This window comes from Larkinella punicea (assembly GCF_003334855.1).
GTDB classification, from domain to species: domain Bacteria; phylum Bacteroidota; class Bacteroidia; order Cytophagales; family Spirosomataceae; genus Larkinella; species Larkinella punicea.
In genome coordinates this window covers 121,012-146,161 of sequence record NZ_QOWE01000024.1, presented here as the reverse complement: position 1 = coordinate 146,161, position 25,150 = coordinate 121,012, and the positions used below count along the sequence as shown (strand labels likewise).

Genomic DNA, 25,150 nt, shown 5'->3' with positions numbered 1-25,150 from the left:
TGCCCATTGGAAAACTAGGAATATTGTCTCTTCAATGTTCACTTATCCACAGGTGGCCCAGTTTACATCGGCGCGGGTGGACCAGCATTAATCGGTGTAAATGGCCCAGTTTGGAGTGGCATATTCAGTAAGCAAACGGCAATTGATGAGTTATAAAGTCTGCCTGGTCGGGCGCACGCAAGAACTGCCTGTTCGTGCCTATTTCAAACGTTCCATTAGTCAGGTTAATCTTTACGACCTCCTTGTTTTCCTTTGGTGCTGGCAGATAGCCCGTTTCGTTAAATTGCTTAAACAGGTGGTCAGCGAACTCGAAATGGCGGGCTGTGAATCTTTCAACACCCATTTGCTCGGCCGCGGTTCGTAAAAAAGCTTTTAAATCATCCTTCTCTATGGACTTCCAGAAAGCCCCGTTGAATGTATAAAAGAAAGCCCCTTTACGACACAGCCCCCATTTATTATCCCTGGCCAGTCGCATAATTTCCTCGACAGAAATTATCAGGTAGTGCTTTTTCTCAAGTTTTGAGTTTTCGTCAGCTTTATCATTATCCTTAAATGCCACTTCCCAAAACTTCACGGCACCTACTTGTCCAAGCAACTGGCTCATGATCTGCTCATGAGCCGGGAAAACGAAAGCGCTATGCTTTAGGTGGGTGGCCTCTTGCTTTATCTGGCTCCGCAGATCGTTCAGACTCACTTTGGAATCTTGCAGTTTTTTCGTATCTTTCTCCTGATATTCAGGGGTTTCAACGGGGTAGCTTTGTGGTTCGTCTCTCATGGCTGCTCCGTTTTTTTATCCTGCTACATCGAACTTCTCAAAAAGGCAATTCTCCAGCTTTTTCATCAATCCACGCGCTTCCGGGAGGTGGGCCTCCGCATTTGCAGTAGTAAGCGGATTCGCTGGGTCGTTTATTTCAACACTCTTTTCGAGGTGGGCAGTCACAATATTTAATGAATTATAGAGGTTCATAACCTCGTCTTCGTTGAATGTCAACATGGTTGATTTTGATTTAATTGGTATTGATCGATTTGATGATGTGGGTTACTTGAACCGCTTCGTTTCGCTGTTCCAGAAAATACCCAACTCCACGCCCCGCTCCATAAGGAAATGCCAGCGTAATTGCCATTGCGTATCACTGGCTCCTAATTTGCCGGAGCGTAGAAGATCCGATTCAGCTTGTAGCTCCGAAGTCTCAGTAAGTGCAGCTATATCTGATTTCAATCCAGCGAGGTAATCCGGGCGGACATGCTTAGGGGCGAACGTGCCAAACCTGGCAAAATAGGTTATGTCCTGCGATTCAGCCCGCGCAATGAGTTGCGAATAGGCGTTAATAAAGTCTTCGCTGGAGAGTGTCTTTTTGCGGTGCTGGCCGAGTAGCCCGCGCAGGTTGCCGTTGTAGTCAAGCAACGTCTCCGCCGTTTCGATAGCGGTAATCATGCGGCTGCTCGGATTGTGGTGTGAATCTTTTGCAGTGCATTAGTAAGGTCCTCTTCTTTGTAGAGTACCCGACTGCCAACACGATGCCCGGTGATCTTACCCTCCTGAGTCCAGATGTGGAGGGTTGGTAGCGTAACGTTTAATTTTCGGGCAGCTTCTTTCCGCGAGTAAAAGCGCGGTTCGATCGTATGAGGCTTAAGGCTGTTAAGTGCTTTTTCGATTGCCAGCGAAACAGCCCCATTGAGTTTGGCGTCAAACTCTGCCTCGGTGATGGAAATTAAAATCGATTGATTTGCCATGTTTTGTGATTGATTAAACATGGGACAAACCTACGCTTGGAGTACCAGAGGGGTAACTTTGTAGTATTACTACAATTTTCAAAAGCCACGTAAAACGGCGGAATTAGCCCTTTTTCTTGGCTAGTTTGGCTATCTCTTCCTTTATCTCGTTTACTATATCAGGTATATTTATATTCTCAAAATAAGGCAAAACAGCCTCTAGGTTAGGTATGGTCTTGACCTTTTCGGGGTCTTTGGGGTTGTCGATTGAGTTGAGGTACTCTTTCGTATTCTGGTGGCTAAGTCCTCGACCCATTAGGGCGTTTAGGATTCCAAATCGAGCTTCTTTTGTTAATTGTGGATTAACGACAACCAATCCGTACTTCATTAAATAATGGGCGATAATTACCTGTCGCTTCTGTGTCAGTGGAAGTTTCAGCGTGTCTTGATTATCAGCAGTAATTTCGGAGGTATCAACCTCTGGCTTGCTGATATCCTCACCTCGGGAAAGTCGATCCAACTGCTTTTGAAGGAAACCTCTATACTCGCAAAACAACCAACCCCTATAAAGTTCCGGAATGATGCGTTCAGCATTTTCTAGGTCGTTAACGGTTCTCTCGCGTTTATCATTGGAAAACAAAGAGTAGTATAGTTCTTCATAGTTAATAACAGGGGAGTACCCCAATTTCCGTCGGTTATAACCGTGAAGGAATAATATTGCACCTGTCCGGTCTGGGTAACTTTCAGCGTCGGTTATTATTCTATCTATGAGCCGTATTTCTTCCGAAAGGACCTCTTTAGGCATTGGCGATAGCGCAACCTTTAGCCAATATTCTTTTATGAGGTTCTCACTGAGATAGTTAGGCTTGAAATACCCCTTCAGCCTACTCTCTTTTAAAGCCCACTGTTCAAACTGTTCAAACTGTTCGGCATTGCAAGGTTCGATTGATAATGACCTTACGGTTTCCCCTTGCTCAGTAAATTGGTGTACGGTTCGCAATGTAGCATGGTGCTCTATTGCTATTTTCTTTTCAGGAAAAAAGATAACAGTTAATGGGCTTATATCGTTTTCTCTCCACCAGGCAAGACGTTGCACGTAAGTCATCTCACTTCTAAACGTGGGATGTATTTCGGAGTACTTTATAAAGTTTGGGTCCTCATCTTGCCCTGCTATTTCTTCAGTATTATCTTCCATCGCTTTAATGTGTGATTAATTTTTACCCAACTTTTTGCATTGCTGCGTTCTGTTGCCAAATCTTTCGGATCTTATTAGCGGCTTCGCGTGGCCGCATCTTGATGTAATTAAAAAACACCTTCTCGGTACGGTGTCCAGTGATCCGCATGATGTCATACGCCGGAATGCCCGCCAGATACTGATTAGTAGCAAAGGATCGCCGGGCGGCATGGGTAGACAGCAGTTCGTGCTTCGGGTTGGTGCGGGTGATTCGCTTCCCTCCTTCCGTTCGGGTAATGCTTACCATTTCGTCAATGTGGGCCAGTCTCCCTAACTCCTTTAGGTAATTATTCATCTTCTGATTCGAGAGTGCTTTAGGCAAACCATTAGGCGTTTTGCCTTCGTACCGTTTCCGGATAGCCTCGACCATCGGGTGAACCGGGATGACAACCGTTTCGCCCGTCTTGCGGGTTTCGATCTGGATGTACTTCCCGTCGGCATCTTCTCCGAAGTCCTGCGGCCGGATCTGGGTGAAGTCCTGGAAGCGTAGCCCGGTCCAGCAGCCGACAATCATTAAATCCCTGACCCGTTCGAGCCGAGGGTTGTAGGGAATGTTGAGATGAAAGAGCCGGGATATTTCCACTTCCGTCAGATATGGAGCGTCGGTATCCTCCCTGGGTTTGATAAAACGTCGGCTCTTGAAAGTGAGGTTTTTGTTTAATCCGCGCTCGGTTGCTTCACTCAGGAATAACTTAAGGGTCTTGATGTGTTTACCCACCGAGTTTTTAGCGTAGCCCTGTGCGTTTAGCCAGTCGGTGAAGTCCGCGTAAAACTCGAGTGTTATATCGTCAAAGTTGAGATTTCGGTACTTCCGGACAGCAACCGTAAACTCCCTGAGCTTCTTAACCGAGCTTTTATAGCCTGAGAGTGTAGTCTTCGAAATAGTATGCCCGGTCTTTTCATTGATCCGCCGAATCGACTCCTCCATGTAGGCTTCCATGAAGCCGAACAAATCCAGCGGCTTGACTTCGACAACTGCCTCACGCTTAAATTCCAGGTTCAGCAACCGCCGAAGGTCTTCAATTGTTGGGGGCTGCTGGTCGTTATCGTTCAGATAGCGCCGTAATATTTCTTTGACCGAATCAACGGCGTTGTGCAGCCGGGTAGCAAATTCGGGCTGATTCTTGTATTTGCCCCGGCGGGCGGGCCGCTGATTCTCTTTATCCCAGAACTCGGGCTCGATCTTTTCATTGGTAGGGTAAACCAGTCGAAGCTTATTGTTTGCGTACCGGATGTCAATGTAGATCGGTGTTGGCTTGTCGCCGTTCGGGGAGCGCAGAAACAGGTTTATATTCATGGCTAATTGGTAGGAATCGAACCTACCAAAAATAGCCATTTCGTCAACCAAAAGAAAGGCGTTGACGAAATTGTTGACGAAATAATTTTACTTATTCCGCTATTAGCTTTATCTCATTTTACTCATACTATTCTAATTAGGCTGATTATCAGCAAAGTTTAGTAAAATGAAATATAACTAAATATAAAGGTTCGATTCCAAGTGGGCCCACGAACTACCAATATTTTCCCTAAAAACCCCCTAAACAGCCCGTTTAGGGGGTTTTTCCTTTTCCTAATTCACCTCCTAATAAAAAAACAGTCAATTTTCACCCACATCTCTCCTAATTCTCTCCTAATGGGAAACCTTCAGAACTTGAGCCAGAACGTACTTATCGGGGTCGGAAACTCGATGGCTTCACTTCCAGGGTTACGATGTAGTCAGGATCAAAGCACCTCCGCCGTGAGCGCAGCCGTTAACTTCAGAATCAGCGGGAGCAGTACTTTAGCCTTCATTTCAGCATCACTACCGCTGTACATGACAGCGGTACTCTGGTGCGACAACTTGTCGGCGTGTTTGACCTTTCCGGTAGCCACCTCAACGAGCCGGGTTTTGAGCGTGGCGGAGCCTTTCGAGTCATATTCGTCAACCGTTCCCGTCAGCACGTAACTTACCCGGAGTTGCTTACCGACCCGCACCGCAGCGGCCGTCGAAGCTCCATTCACCGCCGTCAGGTCGGCCTGCGACGCTTCCCGCGTGTGCCGGACGTCCACAACGTGAATCCGGTTGGTTTTCATCAGTCTGAACGCAATGCTGGCCTGGAGCTGCCGCCTGGCTTCTGGCGACATCACCGCTACGTTTGGGCCGGGCGTAAATTCGACCACGGCCACCTGCGCCTTGCCTGTTCGTTTCGCCAACTCTTCCGGTGGAGTCTGAGCGAGTGCAACACCTGTCAGGGTAACCCCTAAAAAAACTACTGCAATCAAGTTATTCATCATTCGCTTCATGTCGTAAATAGTTTGTGACTTTGGAATTGAACATTAATCGAAACCTGCCAAACGGCTTACTTTTTCAGCACTTTGGTCGTGAAGGTCTGGTTTCCGTAGTTTACCTTCACTATATATAGCCCGGCCGGAACCGACATTCCGTTTTGGTCAGTGCCGTCCCATTGCACCCCGTTTTGGCCGGATGCGGCATTGTTCGGCGTGAATGTAGCGACGGGTACGCCGGCCGTGTTGACGATACGCACCGATACAAGCCCTCCCTCCGCAAACGGGTACTTAATTTCGGTCTGTTCCCGAAACGGATTGGGGTAAACCCGCACCTTCTCAGCCGTTTCCGGACTTTCGAGCCGCGAGTGGGCACCCGAGGCTTCGATCATCGCCACGTTTCGGGCAACGGATGACTCAGCCGCTTTGCGTGCCCCCCCATTCGACGAGCCGATAACAACCTTACCCACGGGTGCCCGCAGCGTCATGGGCCGGTTGAAGGTGACCACTCCCGGATACGTACCCCGGGCGAAGTACACCGTATAGTCGTTGGGCGCGTGCTGAGCCACCTGCTGCCCGGTGAGGTAGGGCTTGTGAATCTCGCCAGTAGGCTGATCATATAATCCTTCCAGATCAACGTAAGCCGATTTGTCGGCAAAGAACCGGGCCAGGCCATTCCGAAAACCGTCGTCCCGGAAACCCAGGCCGTAGGCGGGATGGGGATCAATTGTGGGAATGTTGTTGTGTACCCCGACGGCCACGTTGGAACCTTCGTAGGTAACCGGAGCCCCCTCGTGACTCTCTATAAACAACGCCATGTTGTACAGCACGAACAAATCGCGGTCGGCCCCGCCACCGTTGGGTTTTCCCAGGTGGTCGTTCTGTTTCAACAAGGCCGTTTGCGTCAGGCGGAGGGTCCGATAGGTGGTATTGCCCGCCAGGTGGTCGCTGTCGATGCTCCCGTAGTGAAACAAGTCGACCGGCACGTCACCCATTGCATCAATGGTGTAGTTGCTCGGGTTGGTGGCGACGCGGAAGTATTCCTGCTGGCGTTCGCCCGGCCGCAGTCCCGTTTCGTTCGGAAGTGCATCCAAAACCGCCCAACCCACATTGAGAAACGCGGAGGCACCCTTGAAAGCGGTGGCCTGGTAACCGTTTTTGTTGCGGTCTTCCACCGGGAACTGATCCTGGGGGGCGGGATGTTGGACGGTGGTTCCTGCGGAGGCAGGTACGTTGAATTCAATCACGTCGTATCCTTCGCTATTTACCCGGTAGGCAATGGTGGGCGACGTAACGATGGCGCCGTTTGGCGCAATCCAGCCGGTGCCGTATGACTCGCTGCCGTTGGTAAATCGACCCACCGCGTTGGCGTATGGGTAGGTTACGGGCGAAACATCGGCCGCCGACAGTCGCGCTGCCGGGCGAGCCTTGTTGGTCGGGCGGGTCGATTCACCGCTTCTCTTCAGGCCACTGACAATAACCGTGTTACGGTCTCCGGCAGCCGCAAACAGCGATACGTTGACCGAGTGGCCGTTGAAGTACGCTGAGCTGTAGTGCCAGTTTTCGAGGTCCTGCTTTCTCAGTTTCTGCCGGGCGCCATCGGTGCCTTCCAGCACCAGATAGCTGCCTTCGCCTAGTTGCGTTCCCGTGAAATACAGTCGTAGAAACGTCGTGTTGGGCTGCGCCACCTGCGTCAGGAACCGGAGTTGATTGCGGTCCGACGCATCGCGGTCCGACGTATCGGCCTGGTGCCGGAACGAATGCGGCACCATTTTCTGGGCCACCGCCGAAACGCTGAACAGGCAGGCCAGACCAAAAAGAATGGGATTGATTGCTTTCATTGCTGCTGGTTTATCGTATTTTATTGAAGACTAACCAGTACCAGCACCAGGCCCGTGCCCGTTTCCAATGACGTCATCGCTTTGCCGAGGATGGCTCCCTGCGCCTTCCCGGAGTCGGTCGCTTTCATGGCGTGGCCGGTCGTGGGCGAGGTGGTGAGCAGATCGCCCGGCTGAATCGCACCGAACCCGGCATCAACCCGGCAATACACCCGCCCTGTCAATGCCACCGGGTGCTGCCCACTGGCCAGCGTACCGGCCTGCCCCATCAGCATCCCCGGCTGCACGTCGCCCGCTCCGCTCACAATACCCGCCACCGTTTTATCGTAAGCCTGCCGGGCCACCCGCAGTTGCCCCGGTTTGTTGGGGTCGATACTGACCACCGTACCCGGCAGCAGCATTTCGTCCGCTTCGATGTCGAAGTGTTCGGCCAGATCGGACCCGCCGGTGATTTCAAGCACTTTGGTCGAGGTGGTTCCGTTGACCTGCAGGGTTTTGGAGGGCGTTGTGAGGCCAATGCCTACGTTCCCGGCGGGCGTAATGACCATCGTTGCATCGTCGGAACTGGCGGTTTTGGAGAACACCAGCTTACCCGCCCCGGCGCTCCAGGTGCTGTTGGCGACCCCAATCCGCCAGGCGGCTCCGCCACCACCGGGGTTGATGAGCTTGAGTTGCATGTCGCTTTCCGAGGCCACGCTCAGCCGGGCTTCGTTGTCGGTCGTACCGACTTTCACTTTGCCCCCGCCGTTGGCCAGCAACACATCCTTATTCGACTCATTGTTGACGTATAATGGGGTGTCTTCGGTTTCCAGTTGGTTGCCGTCAATGAGCAGCGTGTGGGTGTCGTTACCGACTTTCGTGTGTAGTCGGAGGGCCCCATGAAGCAACGAATTACCGGTTTTATCGATGCTTTTCCCGTAGATCGTAAACACGATAGGCTCGTTGCCCGATGTGCCGAGCCGCCCCGTGGTTGGCGTGAGAGCCAATAACTGCGCCCCATTGTGCCGGATGCGGAACGTCGATTCGTTGTTGATCGACCAGGTAGTGGCCGTGCCGTTGAACAGACTCCGCCGGAGTTCGATACCGGCAGTTTGGTCGTCCAGTTGGTTGCCCCCCAGCGAACCAACCCGCAGGTATGTATCTACTGTGTTTACTACCTCCAGGCTCCGTTGGGGGGCGACGGTTCCGATACCGACTTTCACGGTTGGGAGTACGTACGGGTTGCCGTTGGCGGTCAGCCATTGGGCCAGAACATGATTGGGACCAGACAGAAGACCCGCAAGGAAGAGTGTGAAAACGGTTACTACTTTTACTGGTTGCATACGAGTTGGTGTGGAAAAAGAGGAATGAGATTGCCTACTGCTTACAGGTGATTCGGCCGATACCTTACGGCAACAAAGGTAGCGCAGGCGCTCATCGCGGAATTAACACGCATTTCCCAGAAAATAGCACGGATGTAACATAGAGCCAATACCGACCCTATCATATTAACAATCAGACCATTACAAGTAAATACCGGAGGGATTTATGTTTTTTGTTTCGCAAATTCGGAGGGGAGCCTTCCAAACTGCTCTTTAAAGCACCTCGTGAAGTAGGAAAGGTGTTGAAAACCCGACAGATAAGCGGCCTCGGCAATCTGAATACCGGGTTGTTGCAGGAGGTCAGCAGCCCGCTGCAGCCGAATGGATCGGATAAAATCGGAAGCCGACTGGTCGGTGAGCGCTTTCAGTTTCCGGTGTAGCTGCATCCGGCTCATGCCCATTTCCCGCTGAAGCACTTCCACACTGAACGCTTCGTCGGTCATGTGTTCATCAATAATTTGGATGGCTTTTTCCAGAAACTCGGCTTCCCGATCGCGGATGGGTGTTCCGGAAGGTTGCAGCCTCACCTCCCGACTGTATTTTTTGCGCAACAGATCGCGCTGGGTAAGCAGGCTGTTGATGCGGGTCACCAGTTCGTCCAGGGCAAAAGGCTTTGCTAAGTACTGCTCGGCCCCGCCCTCAAAACCTTCTTTTCGGGAATCGACGTCATCTTTTGCCGTTAGCAGAATAACCGGAATGTGGCTGGTTAAGTCGTCTTCTTTCAAGTGGCGGATCATCGAAAAACCGTCCATCACCGGCATCATCACATCGGAAATGATCAGGTCCGGAACCACCCGGCGCGCCACTTGCAGTCCTTCGTCGCCCCGCATGGCCTGCACAACCCGGAAACGGTCGGCAAGTTGCTGACGGAGGTAATGGTTCAACTCGGGATGGTCTTCGACCAGCAAGAGCATGGGCTTGTCTTCCGCGCTGACGTCGGCCGGATCTTCCTCCGTCAACAGGTTGGCCGTAGTCATCACTATGCCAGGAGGCTGACCGACAGGCGTAGGGAATGCAACCCCGTCCAATCCGTCAGCATCCTGCACGGTATCGGCTTTCAGCGGCAGCCACACCTCAAACGTACTGCCCGAATCGGGTCGGCTTTTCACCTCAATGGAGCCTTTGTAGAGTTCGACCAGTTCTTTGGTCAAGGCCAGCCCCAGACCGCTTCCCTCAAAGGCCCGCGTTTGCGAGGGGTCGATCTGATAGAAGCGGTCAAATATGCGGTTTTGCAGCGATTCGGGAATGCCGATGCCCGTATCGCGAACGGTCAGCCGAAGGCCGGTCTCCGGTTCGACCTCGGCCCGCAGCATGACCTGCCCGCCCGATGGGGTGAACTTAATGGCATTGGACAATAGATTGTACACAATCATTTCGAGCTTATCGCGGTCGAAAGTGGCCACCCAGTCGGTGTTGGGCAGGTCAATCTGGTAGTGCAGGTTTTTGGATTCGGCCATCGGCTGAAAATACCGGGCGGTCTGGCCCAGGAAGCCGACTAAATTACCCCGTTGCCGGCTCAGGGTAAGCATCCCCATTTCGGCTTTGGCCAGATCGAGCAGTTGGTTCACCAATCGAAGTAATCGGTTGGCGTTGCGCTCCATCATTTGAGTCTCTTCCGGGCTGATGGCCTGCCGTTTTTGGAGCGGAGCCAGAATCAGATGAAGCGGAGTGCGGAATTCGTGCGAGATGTTGGCAAAAAACTGCGACTTGACGCGGTCCAGTTGCTTGCTGTAATCCGCTTCGAGTTGCAGGATTCGGGCCTTTTTTGCCTCTTCATCCGCGATGGCCTGGGCAATTTTACTGCTACAGATAGCCGCAATAGTTTGCAAAGCATCCAGATGATGCTCCTTAAAAAAGCCTTTTTCGGGATGTTCCGAGTCAATGACGCCAATGACCTTGTTTTGCAGCAGCAGCGGTACGGCCAATTCAGCATAGCGCATCTCGTCGTCCAGCACGTAGCGCGGGTCCTGGGTGGTGTCGGTTACGATTTCCGGTTTACCCGTTCGTGCGACACTCCCCACAATGCCTTCGCCCAGCGGAATCACCAGTGGATCCAGAATGGAATACGCTTCCGGGTTTTTGTTGCCATAAGCGGCTTTCTGAACCAGGGCCGTTTGTTCGTCATTGAGCAAATAGATCACGCAATCGACAAAGCCCAGGCGGGCAATGCAGTTTTTAGCCACATCCCACAGAATTTCATCCACCGTATTTTTGCCGTAGAGCGAGCTGGCGAAGTAGTTGATGGTTTCATCGATATCCTGCCGGAGCTGCAGGTTCTTCGAAAGCTGGTATTGCTGGTTTTCCAGCGAAAGTTTTACGTTGCGCTGCCGGAGTTTATACCGATTGAAAAGCAGGTAGCCAATCAATCCTGCCAGCAGTACGAAGGCGATTAGTGCTGCAATCAGCGTACGCTGCTGGCTTAGTGACGCCTGCTGAGCTTCCAGGCGAAGTTTTTGCAAACTCAGTTCGCGGTCTTTCTGTTCGGCCTGATACCGGCCCTGCACGTCTGCGATCTGCCGGGACAGCTCCGCTGACTGCAAACTGTCGGTCAGGTACTGGTACTGCTTTTGGGCCATCACGGCTTCCCGTGATTTTCCCAACACGCCGTAAATCAAGGGCAAATTGGCCAGGGCCAGTTGTTGCAGACTTTTGGATTCGATTCGTTGGGCAATAGCCAGCGCCCGCTGCGAATACTGCAAGGCTTGCTGAAAATCACCCATGTCCCTGAACAGCAGCGCCAAATCCACGTAGGAGCCACCGATGTTCAGTTGATTGTCGTTCTTCAGGTCGATGTCCAGCGATTTGTTGTAGAATTCGAGCGCTTTGCCGAACTCCCTGCGAATGCGGTAAATTCTCGCCAGGTTATGAAACGTGTTGCCCATTGCCTGAACATCCCGCCGGGCCGTCTGGATGTTCAGGGCCTTCAGGGCCGATTGCAAAGACCGGTCGTAGTCTTTTTTGTCGAAGTACACGTTTCCCAGGTTACCATAAATGGCTCCGAGCATAGCCGTGTCCTGCTGCGCTTCCGCGATTTTTTGGGCTTGCAGGTTCGCTTCAATACTCGCGTCATACAGTTTCAGATAGCGGTTGATGACGCCCACGGCGATGTACGTGCGGCAAACGTCCCGTTGCTCGCCCAGCTTGTGGAAAATCGAAAGCCCGGCTTTGGCCGCATCAAGGGCACTGACGTAGTCGTCCCGTTCGGCATAGATGCGGGCCAGCCGTTGATACGCTTTTCCTTCGAGTAAAGTAAGTTTGTTTTTCTGCGCCAGCGTCAGGGCGGTTTTGGCGGTGGCCAACGCTTTTTCAGGCTGCGAAGACGTGAGTTGCCCGGCCCGCTCGAGATACCGATCGATGCTATCCTGAACGGCATTGGACTGAGCCGATAACGAACCAGTTCCGGTGCGAAGGAGAAAATAAAGCAGGAGCAAAAAGCGCAAAGCCATAGTCACCATCGAACCGGGTAGTTAAAGTCCTCTGCGGATAGAAAGATAAGAAGATTTTGCAACAGGTCCGGAATTGGTTTAGCAACCGGCAGAAAGGTGGTGACATTAATCCCAAACAATCAGATAATGGATGCAGGCGGTACTTTAGAGGCAATCTATCTCTATCTTTCAGCCGTAAAAAGTTTTCGTATAATTCACTCGACAAATGGCCTCTGGTTTTTTTGCAATTTTAGATGATATTGCTGCCTTAATGGATGATGTTGCTTTAGCAACAAAAATAGCCACTCGCAAGACCGCCGGTATATTGGGCGACGATCTGGCGGTAAACGCAGAAAAGGCGACGGGATTCCTGGCCGACAGAGAATTGCCCATCCTGTGGTCTATTACGAAAGGCTCATTCATCAATAAACTCATCATTGTTCCGATTGCCCTGCTGCTGAATGCATTCTTCCCGGTCGCCATCACCTTCATCCTGCTGCTGGGCGGTTGCTACCTGGCCTATGAAGGGGGCGAAAAAATAATCGACTACTTTGGCAAAGAAAAGGCCCCCAAACAGCAGGCCACCCCGGATGGCCTGCAGGCTACTCCTCCTGTCGACCAGGAAAAAGTCAAAGTAAAATCCGCCATAACGACGGATTTTATCCTTTCCGTAGAAATTGTCATCATTGCGCTGGGGTCGGTTGCCGGACAACCCTCCATGATACAGATTTTGACGGTATCCGTGGTGGCTCTGCTGGCAACGGTTGGCGTCTATGGCCTGGTAGCGCTCATTGTCCGAATGGATGATGCCGGCTACAGGTTGATCAAACGGTCGAACAGTACGGGTTTTCTCTCAAAACTGGGGCATGTGCTGGTTGGCGCTCTACCGGTTATCGTCCGGATTTTAAGCGTGGTGGGGACGTTGGCCCTCCTGCTGGTTGCGGGCGGAATATTTGTGCATAACATCCACTACCTGCACACCTTGTTTCCCAACCTTCCGGCCACCCTGAAAGAATTTGGGGTTGGTTTGGTGGTCGGGGTGGTACTGGCCGGCGTTGTGGCCGTTTTCAAGTCGCTTCGGCGTTCTTCTAAAGAAGGATAAGCTCGATCGGCGTCTGTGCTTCGTCGGTTTGGTGTCGGGGCCGCCCACCCATAAAAAGGCTAATGCGTTTACTCCTTTAACGCCTTTGATGCGCCGGAAGGGCGTTTCTGGGGCGTCGTGGTAGGCCCGAAAATGGTTATTTTTCCGTCTTTCACCGCCATGCGGTCGATACAAACCACGCGCTCCCCCCCGGTTTTGGCCGTTCTGGCGTGGTATACGCAAAACATTTCCCGGCCGTCCGGCGAGTAGGCGATGCTGTTGTGCCCGGTGCCCGTAACTGAACCTCCCTGGCCGGTATTTTTCTGCAATACCGGATTGTTGGCTGCTTTTTTGAAGGGACCCAGGGGAGAGTTGGATGTGGCATAACCAATGGCATAAAACTGACCGCCGAAATGGTTGGCCGAATACATCATGTAATACGTATCGTCTTTTTTAAACGTAACGGAGCCTTCCGTCCAGCGACGGTTTACTTCGCGGGCCGTAACCGAGCGGCTTTCCCATTCGGCCTGCTTGTCGCTCAGGCTGACCGGGGGACGCAGCAACAAAACCGGTTCGCCAATGACACCGGAAAAATCCGGTTTGAGTTCAACCCCATACACCCAGCTTTCTTCAATCTGCTCATACCACCCTTTTTTTCGGGCCAAATCGGCCACTTCGCTCTCGACCGGGTGTTTATAGCAGCAACGCGAATAATAGAGATAGACTTTTCCATTCGGATCAAAAAACACATTGGCATCGATGATGGGATACCCCGGATCAAAAATGGGCTGGTCGGCCAGATCGATGAAAGGCCCCGTAGGCTTGTCGGCAACGGCCACGCCGATCCGGAAATTTTCCACTTCCCGCGTAGGGTTTACCTTCCATTGCGCACTGTAAAAGAGGTAAAATTTCCCCTTCACCTCGTAGACCTCAGGTGCCCAATACGCCCCGCCCCAACTGGCTTTGGGATCACTCCAGCCATTTTTGTTGGTATGAAAATACACCTGCCCCTCGGCTTTCCAGGAAACCATATCTTTTGACGAATAAGCGGCAAACCCCTTCTCCGCTCCACCGCCCGTACCGTACATATAATAGGTACCCTGGGTGTATAAAATGTAAGGGTCTCCAAACTGGATCGGCAGGGGATTGGAAAAAGTAGATTTTGCCGGGCCATCGACCGGGGCCGTCTGTGCCCGCGCAGCGCGGATAAAGGGAGTACTGAGGAAAAGGAGCAGGAGGAGTACGGGTTTCATGGGATTGATCTTTTTGACACAAGCCAGGACCTGATGAACGATTACCGGATTGTGCATTTCTTCATGCAAACCGGAAAGCACGAAGGTAAACGGTAAATCTAACATTCCATAAACGCATGTTTTCTCCTGCTTACTGGCAAATGCCCGGCCTCCCTCCCGCCTTTTCCCAAAAGTAGCAGATACCGACTCATTTGTGACAGCCTTTTCTGCCGGTGAAGCCGACCTTTGATTCATTCAAACAGAAACAAAAATCAAACGTCATACGCCATGAAAACGCTCATCAAATCACTGCTCGTTGCCTTCACCCTGACCGCCGTTACCTTCTCAGTTTCTTTCGCTGAAACCAACAGCTTCGGCCAGACAAAGCCTTCTGTAAAAGCCGTTGCGTACCAAAGCAGCCTGTACACCGACGTCAAGGGGAAGCTTCGCCTGGCCGTTGATAAACAACCTGGTGGAATCGTCGAAATTCGGTTGATCAATAGTATAGGCAAGGAATTCTTCGTTCAGCGCGTTGGAAAAAACCAACGAAGAGCACGTATTCAGTTTGATGTCAGCGAGTTGCCGGATGGTGCTTATGAGGTAGTTCTTACCAACGGAATTACGGTCTTTACGAACCATTTGACGCTCGCTACCCAGGTACCCGGTTTTTCGGGTCGATTGATCGCCCTGAAATAAGGTTGGCGACCTCGTCGTTGCCTTCCACCACCATATTACGGTTTTCGAGACCGCTACGCAACAAGCCCGCAGCTATCCGATTCCGCCTTTGGAAAATGAGCTGTTCAATACCTACTTCGCTGCCGATCAGAAGGGAACAATTTACTTTGCCCGGGACAATAAATTATTTTGCTTCACCGATGCCGAAGGCCCCCGGTTGCTCCGCTCCGGAAAGGAGAATGGCCCCATTAATTACCGCAGCATCTTTATCGACCAATCGAATGTGTTGTGGCTCGGAACGGCGGGCAACGGCGTTCAGAAGTATGACTTACGGCTCAGTCCGTTTCAAACCGCAACCTACCAAACCGGTTTTGTAAAGGATCTGCTGAACAATGGATGGCTTAATTTACCAACCGATCAGATCCCCCCGCTCGACCCGTCTTTGTCCAACTACAACTTTCGCCATACCTTCGATGGACAGGGGCGGCTCTGGTACAATGTTGGAAGTTCCGATCTGTACCGGGTCGATCTCAAGACCCGAAAATCCGAAAAGGCGGGGTTTCTGCTGTTACGCGTAACGAACGGATTGAAAAGCGTGACAATCAAAGTGGTGAAGCGATAGAATATCAACCGGCCGAACCATCAGCCGATGCAGCGACCGATCAGCCATTGTTTTCGCAGGGTCAGAATGAGTTGGTTATATTCCTTCAGCAATAGCGGTTTGGTCACAAACCCGTTTGCACCCAATTCCATAGCCCGCTGCTGGTCAACGGTCTGGTTGGAGGTCGTCAGGATAACAACCGGCAGGCTATCATACTGGGGTTCTTTTCGAATCAGCGCCAGGGCTTCCAGGCCGCCCATAACGGGCATATTCAGATCTAATAATACCAGAGCGGGTAGTTTTTCAACCGTCCCCAGGGCTTCCAGTAGTTCAACCCCGTTGTTTACGACGTTAATCCGGCACTCCGGGCTATGGTGGACAAAGACGTGCTGAATCAAAAACTGATCGTCTTCATCATCATCGGCCACAAAAACGCAGGGGGTTTCACAAACAGGATAGTTCAATGGACATCGTTTAAATCTTGAGCACATAACCCTTTCCGGGGGGCAAAAATTCCCGGCCAGGGCAAGAAATCGTTCCGGATATAACCAGAACTTTAGTGGATTGTTCCCCCAATAATCATTCCGAAAAGGCCCTGTAAGCGAACCGGAGGTTCTATCGAACGCTTGGCCAACCCCTCTCAGTTCTGTTCTGATAAAGCGCCTGGAGAACGAAGCGCTCCGTTATTACGGATTCATCTAACTCCGCACCGTTCACGGCGATAGCCGAAGGCCTGTCCCGTCCACCTGTGAATGGCACAGGTGGACGGGCTTCTTTTACAGAGCAATTTGCTATTGAGGAACAGTTAAAATAGAAAGTTGCAAATTAAACGACAAATTCTGCAAATTTTTTATCAAAATAATGCTTTACAATGATCGTATTTTGCTACTAGGATGCGGAATCTGAATGTATTTTCGGATGACGCACCGACTACGCACCCTTCAACCCTGTCCGTATGAACCGCCGTCCGTTTCTCCGTCAGCGCCTGCGCGCTTCGATGAGAATTCCAGCCGACTTACCCCGATTGAGCCTTGATACGGTGCCCCGCCGATTTGTAGTGAACCAGTGCCCTAATTGACCTAATACCTTTAACCAATCAACCCATCCAGTATGAAGCGATCTATACGTTCTCTGATTTTGCAGTATGGCCGACCAATCGGTTGGCTGTGCCCCCTGCTCGGCCTTTGCCTGGCAACCGGGGCGGTTGTGGCGGCTCCGGCAGGAAATGGCCCCTTAATCCACCGGTCGTCGGCCGCGGAAGAAACCATCACCGGCTCCGTGACCGACGAAACCGGTAAAGGACTCCCCGGCGTTAGCATTCAGGTGAAAGGCACCACGCGCGGCACCACGACCGACGCCGACGGAAAATACCGGATTGCCGTCGATCAGGGGGCCACGCTCGTCTTCTCGTTTATCGGTTATACCTTACAGGAAATTGCTGTGGGCGCGCAAACAACCGTTAACGTGACCATGGCCCCCGACATGCAGGCCCTCAGCGAAGTCGTCGTGGTGGGGTACGGCACCCAGAAAAAAGTCAACCTGACGGGTTCGGTGGCCACGGTGTCGGCCAAAAGCATCGAAAGCCGGCCGGTTACCAACGTTTCGTCATCGCTGGCGGGTCTGGCGCCCGGGGTCTTTGTGCGGCAGTCGTCCGGAAAACCGGGTTCAGACGGCGCCACCATCCGGATTCGGGGAACCGGTACGCTCAACAACAGCGACGCGCTCGTCATCATCGACGGAGTGCAGGGCTCGATGGATGCCGTTAACCCGAACGACATCGAATCCATGTCGATCCTGAAAGATGCGGCCTCTGCTTCCATCTACGGATCTTTGGCTGCCAACGGCGTTATTCTGATCACGACGAAAAAAGGATCGGCCAAGAAAACGACCGTTACGTATACCGGTATCCTTTCGTCGGCCCGCCCGAGCAATGTTCCCGAATTCATTTCGGACTACGTTCGCTACATGCGGTTATTCAACGAAAGCAACCGGAACGTGGGCGTGGCGGAAGTCTATTCGGCCAACACGATCCAGACCTGGGAAAACGCCAACAAGGACCCCAACGGCATCAGCGCGGGGGGCGTTCCCAACTATGTGGCCTATCCCAACACCGACTGGGCCAGTTGGGTATTTCGGAATGAAATCGTTCAGAACCACAACATTGCGGTCAGTGGTGGGGGCGACAAATCGTTGTACAACATGTCGCTTGGCTACCTCGACAACCGGGGCGTGATGCAGAATACGGGCATCAAACGCTTCCAGCTTCGGGCCAACATCGAGTCGAAAGTAGCGAAATTCCTCACGTTGGGGGCGCAGACGTTTGCCTCGACGCAATCGGCCGGGAAAGCCAATACCGATCTGGCTTTTCAGTATTTGTGGCAAACCAATCCCGGTATTTATCCCTACTACAACGGCAAATACGGTTTTCCGGTAGCCGTGGAGGAACCGACGACGGTTAATAACATCTTCTCGTATCTGGACGGAACCGGCGGGCTCGACCGCACCACGCGGTTCAATACCACCCTCTATGGCATCATAACCCTGGCCAAAGGGCTTACGCTGGAGCCAAAAGTCAACTACCAGACGCGGTTCAACGAAGGCAATTCTTACGCGCTGGCCGGCCCGGCCGAACGCTGGGATTTCTCGACCAATACGCTGAAAGTGCAATTGACCCCCGCCGACCAGTTGACGACCGGTTATTCGTTCAACCGGGATTACCTGCTGACGCTGGACAACGTACTGCGCTACAGCACGACGTTCGGGAGCGACCATGATTTTGGTGCTTTGGTCGGTTACAACCAGTTCAACTTCCGGTATTATGATTTCAATGCCTCGAAACGCGGGCTGATCGACTACTCCACCACCACACTGGGCTCGGCGGGTGAAACCTCGAACACGGCTGGCGGACAGGAGTATAACCGCGCCATGCGTTCGTATTTCGGACGGGTCAACTACGCGTACCAGTCAAAATACCTGTTTGAAGCCAATTTGCGGTACGATGGTTCGTCGCGTTTTGCACCGGAAAGCCGCTGGGGCGTCTTTCCCTCGTTTTCGGCTGGCTGGCGGCTCTCGGAAGAACCGTTCCTGCGCGGTCTCAACGAAAAAATTCAGGGCCTGAAACTGCGGGCATCCTGGGGTAAACTCGGGAACAACGGCGCGAACAATAACGTCATCTATGCCGCCGGGGCATCGGGCGATTACGACTACCAGGCGGTTTACGGCAAAGTCCCCTACTCATTCAACGGCGTTGCCACCACGGGGCTGGTGCAGGCCAAATACGCCAACCCGCTGCTGCTCTGGGAATCGACGAGCGTTACCGACATCGGTCTCGAAGGTGCCTTGTTCAAGGGCCGGATGAATTTCGAACTGGACTGGTACCACAAGCTGACCGACGGTATTTTGACGACCCCGCCCATCTTCCTCACCGCCGGAACAAAAGCGGCTCCCACCCAGAACACGGCGGGTGTGCTCAACAAAGGTCTTGAACTGACGCTCGGCTGGCGCGACAAAATCGGTGAAGTCGATTTTTCGGTGAGCGGCAACGTGGCGTATAACATCAACCGGGTGACGAATTACCGGGGTTCCCTGGCCGAAGGTTACACGACCGATGCCGCCGGTAACAAAGTCTATAGCTCCAACATCGGCCAGGTATCGAGCGGGGGTGATACCCGCATTCTGGAAGGCCACCCGATCAACGAATATTACCTCCTGGACGTGTACAAGGGCGACGGCAGCCGTTCCAATTCCGACGGAACCGTCAACATCAACGGCGGACCAACCGACGGCATGATCCGAACCCCCGAAGACATGGCGTGGGTGCAGGCGATGATCGCCAAAGGGTATAAGTTTCAGCCGGTCGGCACGATCGGGAAAGGGCAATTGTACTACGGAGACCTGATTTATGCCGACATCAACGGCGACGGCACCTACGGAAACAATTTCGACAAGCGGTTTTCGGGCGTGAGCAGCACCCCGAAATTTATCATGGGTCTTTCGCTCAGTGCGTCCTGGCGCGGGTTCGATTTCTCGATGCTCTGGGCCGGAAGTGCGGGCATGAAATACCTGTACAACCAGACGGGGGTCAACGGAACGCGTACGACGCTGACCAATTCGATCGGCACCCGGATCGCCGACGACCACTATTATTACAACGACGCCAACCCAAGCGACCCGGCCAACAACATTGGCGGCAAATTTCCGCGTTTGAAATATAACTCGGATAGTCAGACGAATATTCCCAGCAGCTACTGGTTGTACGATGCTTCTTACATCAAGCTGAAAAACCTACAGATCGGCTACACGATTCCGACGGCCTGGGGTGCTAAAATCGGGATGAGCCGCGCCCGGGTGTTTTTGTCGGGCGAGAATGTCTTCATGATCACCAAATATCCGGGTCTCGATCCGGAAGTGGGAGCCAACGTCTCCTACCCGACCATGAAACAGTATGCCGTGGGCCTGAACGTAACGTTTTAATCGATACCCTCCAAGACTATGAACTTCCTTCGATTGATAAAAACTATTGGCCATTCGGGCATCAACAAAACGGGCCTGGGCCTGATGGTGGTGCTCAGCCTCGGCAGTTGCGAAAACGACCTGCTGGACACAACGCCCTACGGCTCAATCAGCTCGGCCAACATGTGGGTGAGCGATAACCTGACCGACCTCGGCGTCACCGGGGTGTATAACGCCCTGCGGCTGGGTATTCAGACCGGGGGAGCGTCTGACCGGGAGCTATACCAGATGGACGGCATGGGATTTACCTCCTCGAGCCGCGGGGGCAACGACATGATCAATGCCACCTCGACCACGTCGAGCGGGCGGTTTTTGAATACCTGGAAAGAACTCTACGAAGGCGTCCACCGGGCCAACGACGCCATTACCAACATTGCGGCCAAGTCGCCCTCGGCGGCCGACAAGAAGGCGCGGCTGATTGCTGAGTGCAAATTCCTGCGGGCGTATTTCTACCTCCGCCTGAACCAGCTCTATAAGGGCGTTCCGGTGTACCTCGAACCCGTTACCGTTCCCGAGATGAACCGTCCCCGCGAAACGGAGGAAAAGGTGTGGGAAGTGGTGATTCAGGACCTGACCGATGCCATCAACGAACCGAACCTGCCGGCCAAATACGTGGCCAAGGCGGCCAATTACGGACACGTGACGAAGGGCGCGGCCTATGCGCTGCGGGGAAAAGCGTACCTCTACCAGAAAAAATACGCCGAAGCTGCTGCGGATTTTGCCAAAGTGAAAGAAGCCGGGTACAAACTCTTTGCCGACTACAGCAAACTTTTCAAGGAGGTCAACGAGCAGTCCGACGAAATGATTTTCTCAATCCAGAATACGGGCGTCGACACCTACGGTTCCACGACTCAGTGGTATTGCGGAACGCGTTCGTCATTCGGTTCATGCTGGAACAACTACTACGTTTCGACTTCGGTGGTGGACCTGTACGAAAACAAGGACGGCACCAAGTTCAACTGGGACGCCATCATTCCGGGTTTCAGCAGCATGCCCGCCGATAAACGCGAAGTGTTCTTTTACCGGAATGGCCTGACCGCAGCCGAAATCACCACCGGCACCAACAAGGGCCTGAACATGGCGCTGTATCTGCCGAACGGCAACGAGGAACGGATTGCGAAAGCCTACCAGAACCGCGACCCCCGCCTGCTCAGCAACGTGATTGTGCCTTATGCGACCTACCTGGGCCGTCCGCAGAACGGCGCAGATCAGGTGTATACCAACCGCTGGCCGTCGCGGAGTGAAACGCCCCCGGTGCTTGACTTATTCACCGATTCGCGGAGCCAGTTCTTTTACCTGCACCGCAAGTTTGTGTACGAAGGCTCGACCGAATTGCTGAACCGTCAGTTTGGCCCGATCGACTTTCCGCTCATTCGCTACGCCGACGTGCTGCTGATGTGGGCCGAAGCCCTCAACGAGCAGAACAAACCGGCGGAAGCCGTGGCGCTGGTGAACGAAGTACGCGCCCGCGCCGGAGTTGGTTTGCTGAATTCGTCGACGGCCACGACAGTAGCCGGACAAGCCGATTTGCGCGAACGGATTCGCAACGAACGCCGGGTTGAGTTTGTCAACGAAGGCGTCAATTACTTCGACGAACTCCGCTGGGGATCGCTGAAAGACAAGGTGTTTACGCCGGGCAGCGGGGTGAATCAGATCTGGGGCAGCATCACTATTCCGTATACCTGGAAAGACAACATCACCGTCTGGCCCATTCCGCAAACGGAAATTGAAATGAATCCCAAACTGATCCAGAATCCGGGCTGGTAAACGATACCGTGAAAAAAATCATCCTTTTTGCTTTCCTCGGGTGGTCTTGTGCGAATCCTGGCACAAGACCACTTTTACGTCCTCCTCTTTCTCAAAAGTAGCAGTTATCGACTCATTTGTGACAGTCTTTTCTGCCGTTGAAGCCGACCTTTGATTCATTCAAACAGAAACAAAAATCAAACTTCATACGCCATGAAAACGCTCATCAAATCCCTGCTCGTTGCCTTTACCCTGACCGCCGTAACCGTCTCAGCTTCCGTGGCTGACACCAACAAACCCGCTGGAAAACCCAAAACCGCAGCCGCCTTCAAAAGCAGCATGTACAAAACGACGGAAGGCAAAATCCAGATTGCCCTGCAAAAAGAAACCGGCGGAACGGTGTTCGTTCGACTGACCAACAGCGCGGGCAAGGAGTTCTTTGTACAGCAGTTCGGCAAACGCCAGGAAGCAGCCCGGGTGCGTCTGGATGTCAGTGCGTTGCCCGACGGCGTGTATCAGGTCGCCATCAGCAACGGCGTTGAAACCACCACGCAGGAACTAACGCTGGCCACAACCCCGCAGACCCAGGCGGCTCCCCGGCTCGTCGCTATCCACTAAAAATGAACCCTACCTCCATAGACGTGAAAAGCCGGCTCCGATTGGGTCGGCTTTTTTATAACGCACTTGACCTCTTTTTCACTTTCACTTATCTACGAGGCATCGTAGGAAGTTCACGCGGAGAAAGCAAAATTCCATACCGGGTTTCCGTTTGAGGTTTTAGCCGGTTATACACTTCATAATGGGTTTGCTGAATTCTATATAACTCCATTGACTCCGGAGGGCAGGAATAGGTGTATCCGAAAACAAAATGAGGATAAATAAACCAGCAATAATCTTCGGGCCTCGTATTTTGAGGCAACTGCCATTTGCCTTCGGTACTTTTTATGTTAGTAACAATGATCGTTTTATACGCTGCCCGCAGATTTCCTTCCACCCGGATGCTGTCTATTTTTCCCTGGCTATTGACCCGGAAATGAAAGAGTGCTGATTCAGCTTTGCAATCATCCATTTTATCGCGAACGGTATGGCCCAGATAATTCGACAAATTCATCAAATGGGGCTTTTGTATATAGAACAGTGCTTGTCGCACATCCATTGGATTAAATGTTGGCTTCCACGAAGTATACTGAGCCAAGGCCGGAAATCCAACACGTAGTAAACTGAACAGCAAGGCAATACGAAGAAGAACATACATAGTATTAGCAGGTTAAGCATCCCGACGATCTTACTTTTTAAAACAAACCGGGGGCCATGCTGGTTAGGTGCTGAAGATACATCCTAAACTCCTTCATCGATCAATTCATTCATTCGAAAACCTTATTCTTCTGCCCAACCGCTACCCGACTGTTATTTACTGATGCCACCGACTTTTTCGCCTGAAGAAATCAACCGAATCAATGCGTTAAAAGCGTATCATATCCTTGATTCATTGCCCGATAGTGATTACGATGCCATTACCAACCTGGCTTCCCAAATCTGTCAAACGCCCATTTCCCTCATTAGCCTGATCGATGACAAAAGGCAGTGGTTTAAATCCAACCACGGGCTCGATGTCCGGGAAACACCACGTGAACTGGCGTTCTGCACCCACGCCCTGCAAAATCCGCTGGAAACCTTCATCGTAACCGATTCCAGAACAGACGAACGTTTCGCGGGCAATCCTCTGGTCACCGGCGAACCCCATGTTATTTTTTACGCGGGCGTTCCCCTCGTAGAATCAAACGGTTTTGCCCTCGGTTCGCTATGCGTCATCGATCATGAACCGAAAGTGCTGGATGAACACCAACTGAGCGCTTTGAAGATTCTGGCAAAACAGGTGGTGAACCTGCTGGAGTTGAGAAAAGCGAACCATGAACTGAGGAAAAACGAGGAGCGTTTCCAATTGATGGTCAGCAACCTGGAAGAACAGGTTTATGAACGCACCCGTGAACTGGAAGAGGTCAACAAGGAACTGGCGGCTTCCAACAAAGAACTGCTGAAATCCAACGAGCGGTTGCTCCAATCGAACAATAGCCTGCAGGAGTTTGCGTATGTGGCTTCCCACGATCTGAAAGAACCGCTGCGAAAAATTCAGTCCTTCAGCAGTATGCTATCGGATCAGTACGGTTCGGTGCTGGAACCTGCCGGTCTGGACATATTGAACCGGATGAAGATGGCGGGCGAACGAATGTCTACTCTGATTACGGACCTGCTGAACCTCTCCCGTTTGTCGACCCAGCGGGAGGTCGACATTCCCGTTTCACTCACGGCGCTGGTGAATCTGGTGATGACGGATCTCGATGGCGTTATCTCGGAGTTAGGAGCAGAAATAATAGTCGATCCGCTGCCAGTGGTACTCGGCGATTCGCGGCAACTCCGGCAGCTTTTCCAGAACCTGCTCAGCAATGCGCTCAAATTCCACAAGCCTTCAACGCCCCCTCAGATCCAAATCAAGGCCCGTTGGATTGCCGAGGAAAACCTGCCGGATGGCGTTCAGACGCGCGGAAAAGCAATTGCTTACCATTGTATCGATATCATCGACAACGGCATTGGCTTCGATGTGCGGTATGCGGAACGGATTTTCCAGGTTTTCCAACGGCTTCATGGCCGGAAAGACTATGCCGGTACCGGGATCGGTCTGGCCATCTGTGACAAGGTGATCAAAAACCACGGCGGATCCATTGTGGCCACCAGCCAGGTGGGTCAGGGAGCCACATTCAGCGTTTTTTTACCCGTTTGAGTTTTCCATTGAAGGGTATTCTGGGACCAACCGGAATCGTCACCAGGCTTAATCCGTCCACATTACAGACTCACTTTCAGCCATTTCAAGGTTTGCATCCCCCCGTAGGCCACCAGCAGGCCAAGGAGTGACCCAATACCGCCCCACCCAATATCGGCCCAGCTAAAGTGCCGGTGTGGCATCGCGATCTGTCCCGCTTCCGCAATGGCCGCAATACCAGTAAGACCCACCAGGGTGACCAACCACCAAACCGCCGACTTCCGTAGACGAAAGAGCCAGACACCCGTAATCAGCCCCAGAAACACGAAGGGAACCGCCGTGCGTAAATCGCCATTGGCCCGGGCGTCGGTCCAGTTGGCGATCCAATCCGGCACAAACCAGACCAAAGCCATATCCGGATTCGGTACCCAACTCAAATAAAAAACCAGGGCAATGCCAAGCGCAACCAATAGAAAGACAACCCGCATACGTTCAAATGAAATTTATGCTGAATGTAGGCGGTATATTTTACTTTTCCACTCCCGGTAAATCGCGAATTGATCCAGTCAAAGAAAAGGCTGGTAAAGTACCACCGGTTTTGGATAGGAACACGGATTGGGCGGATCAAACGGATCAAAAAACTGATTTATATTTTAATCTGTGTAAATCCGCTCGATCCGTCCAATCCGTGTTCCCATCCAAAACCGGT

21 protein-coding genes are annotated in these 25,150 nt (G+C 52.4%); 7 read left to right on the top strand and 14 right to left on the bottom strand.

The features are described from left to right. Window positions 1-124: 124 nt before the first annotated feature. The 10 genes from DUE52_RS25275 to DUE52_RS25230 form a co-directional block, all read right to left on the bottom strand. Window positions 125-775: a hypothetical protein gene (locus tag DUE52_RS25275; protein ID WP_114408857.1), complete on the bottom strand. Its 651-nt coding sequence runs from the start codon at window positions 773-775 to the stop codon at window positions 125-127. A 15-nt stretch (window positions 776-790) separates the two neighbouring features. After that, the gene (locus tag DUE52_RS25270) at window positions 791-994 is read right to left on the bottom strand and encodes a hypothetical protein (protein WP_114408856.1); all 204 of its coding nucleotides are present in this window, start codon (window positions 992-994) and stop codon (window positions 791-793) included. A 45-nt stretch (window positions 995-1,039) separates the two neighbouring features. Continuing rightward, the gene (locus DUE52_RS25265) at window positions 1,040-1,435 is read right to left on the bottom strand and encodes a hypothetical protein (protein WP_114408855.1); all 396 of its coding nucleotides are present in this window, start codon (window positions 1,433-1,435) and stop codon (window positions 1,040-1,042) included. After that, a complete protein-coding gene (locus tag DUE52_RS25260; RefSeq protein ID WP_165841029.1) occupies window positions 1,432-1,734 on the bottom strand; it encodes an excisionase family DNA-binding protein in 303 nt (100 codons plus the stop codon). Before DUE52_RS25260 ends, DUE52_RS25265 begins: the two co-directional genes overlap by 4 nt. Before the next feature lie 103 nt (window positions 1,735-1,837). Beyond that, window positions 1,838-2,908, bottom strand: coding sequence for a hypothetical protein (locus DUE52_RS25255; protein WP_114408853.1), 1,071 nt, complete (start codon window positions 2,906-2,908; stop codon window positions 1,838-1,840). A 22-nt stretch (window positions 2,909-2,930) separates the two neighbouring features. Continuing rightward, window positions 2,931-4,244 (bottom strand): site-specific integrase, encoded by a 1,314-nt coding sequence (locus tag DUE52_RS25250; protein WP_165841028.1) that lies wholly within the window; start codon window positions 4,242-4,244, stop codon window positions 2,931-2,933. A 425-nt stretch (window positions 4,245-4,669) separates the two neighbouring features. Further along, the gene (locus tag DUE52_RS25245) at window positions 4,670-5,221 is read right to left on the bottom strand and encodes a hypothetical protein (protein ID WP_114408851.1); all 552 of its coding nucleotides are present in this window, start codon (window positions 5,219-5,221) and stop codon (window positions 4,670-4,672) included. Between the two features lie 65 nt (window positions 5,222-5,286). Next, entirely contained in the window at window positions 5,287-7,053 is a 1,767-nt protein-coding gene (locus DUE52_RS25240) for a T9SS type A sorting domain-containing protein (protein WP_114408850.1), read from the bottom strand. Between the two features lie 20 nt (window positions 7,054-7,073). Continuing rightward, the gene (locus DUE52_RS25235; protein WP_229312298.1) at window positions 7,074-8,372 is read right to left on the bottom strand and encodes a hypothetical protein; all 1,299 of its coding nucleotides are present in this window, start codon (window positions 8,370-8,372) and stop codon (window positions 7,074-7,076) included. Between the two features lie 203 nt (window positions 8,373-8,575). Then, window positions 8,576-11,857: an ATP-binding protein gene (locus DUE52_RS25230; protein ID WP_114408849.1), complete on the bottom strand. Its 3,282-nt coding sequence runs from the start codon at window positions 11,855-11,857 to the stop codon at window positions 8,576-8,578. Between the two features lie 205 nt (window positions 11,858-12,062). On the opposite strand from DUE52_RS25230, the gene DUE52_RS25225 reads away from it, so the two are divergent. Further along, entirely contained in the window at window positions 12,063-12,938 is an 876-nt protein-coding gene (locus DUE52_RS25225; protein ID WP_114408848.1) for a DUF808 domain-containing protein, read from the top strand. Window positions 12,939-13,006: 68 nt separating this feature from the next. Here the strand turns inward: DUE52_RS25225 and DUE52_RS25220 are convergent, their stop codons facing one another. Continuing rightward, entirely contained in the window at window positions 13,007-14,170 is a 1,164-nt protein-coding gene (locus tag DUE52_RS25220) for a glycoside hydrolase family 43 protein (protein WP_114408868.1), read from the bottom strand. Between the two features lie 267 nt (window positions 14,171-14,437). Here DUE52_RS25220 and DUE52_RS25215 point away from each other — a divergent pair, with 267 nt between their 5' ends. Together DUE52_RS25215 and DUE52_RS25210 are read left to right on the top strand one after the other, a co-directional pair. Next, entirely contained in the window at window positions 14,438-14,845 is a 408-nt protein-coding gene (locus DUE52_RS25215) for a T9SS type A sorting domain-containing protein (protein ID WP_114408847.1), read from the top strand. A gap of 88 nt (window positions 14,846-14,933) precedes the next feature. Continuing rightward, window positions 14,934-15,446 (top strand): hypothetical protein, encoded by a 513-nt coding sequence (locus tag DUE52_RS25210; protein WP_114408846.1) that lies wholly within the window; start codon window positions 14,934-14,936, stop codon window positions 15,444-15,446. Between the two features lie 20 nt (window positions 15,447-15,466). Here DUE52_RS25210 and DUE52_RS25205 read toward each other — a convergent pair whose 3' ends face one another. Next, complete coding sequence (locus tag DUE52_RS25205; RefSeq protein ID WP_165841027.1) at window positions 15,467-15,889, bottom strand: response regulator; 423 nt, start codon at window positions 15,887-15,889, stop codon at window positions 15,467-15,469. Window positions 15,890-16,535: 646 nt separating this feature from the next. Here DUE52_RS25205 and DUE52_RS25200 point away from each other — a divergent pair. The 3 genes from DUE52_RS25200 to DUE52_RS25190 all read left to right on the top strand — a co-directional run bounded on the left by DUE52_RS25200 (window position 16,536) and on the right by DUE52_RS25190 (window position 22,301). After that, window positions 16,536-19,898 carry a SusC/RagA family TonB-linked outer membrane protein gene (locus tag DUE52_RS25200; protein WP_114408844.1) on the top strand — a complete coding sequence of 1,121 codons (3,363 nt, stop codon included), beginning with the start codon at window positions 16,536-16,538 and terminating at the stop codon, window positions 19,896-19,898. A gap of 18 nt (window positions 19,899-19,916) precedes the next feature. Continuing rightward, window positions 19,917-21,704: a RagB/SusD family nutrient uptake outer membrane protein gene (locus DUE52_RS25195; protein WP_222930324.1), complete on the top strand. Its 1,788-nt coding sequence runs from the start codon at window positions 19,917-19,919 to the stop codon at window positions 21,702-21,704. Window positions 21,705-21,896: 192 nt separating this feature from the next. Beyond that, window positions 21,897-22,301 carry a T9SS type A sorting domain-containing protein gene (locus DUE52_RS25190; RefSeq protein WP_114408843.1) on the top strand — a complete coding sequence of 135 codons (405 nt, stop codon included), beginning with the start codon at window positions 21,897-21,899 and terminating at the stop codon, window positions 22,299-22,301. Window positions 22,302-22,389: 88 nt separating this feature from the next. Here the strand turns inward: DUE52_RS25190 and DUE52_RS25185 are convergent, their stop codons facing one another. Further along, complete coding sequence (locus DUE52_RS25185) at window positions 22,390-22,938, bottom strand: hypothetical protein (RefSeq protein ID WP_114408842.1); 549 nt, start codon at window positions 22,936-22,938, stop codon at window positions 22,390-22,392. Between the two features lie 162 nt (window positions 22,939-23,100). On the opposite strand from DUE52_RS25185, the gene DUE52_RS25180 reads away from it, so the two are divergent. Next, window positions 23,101-24,462: a GAF domain-containing sensor histidine kinase gene (locus tag DUE52_RS25180; protein ID WP_114408841.1), complete on the top strand. Its 1,362-nt coding sequence runs from the start codon at window positions 23,101-23,103 to the stop codon at window positions 24,460-24,462. 62 nt (window positions 24,463-24,524) lie between these two features. Here DUE52_RS25180 and DUE52_RS25175 read toward each other — a convergent pair whose 3' ends face one another. Beyond that, window positions 24,525-24,929 (bottom strand): hypothetical protein, encoded by a 405-nt coding sequence (locus DUE52_RS25175; protein WP_114408840.1) that lies wholly within the window; start codon window positions 24,927-24,929, stop codon window positions 24,525-24,527. Window positions 24,930-25,150: the final 221 nt, after the last annotated feature.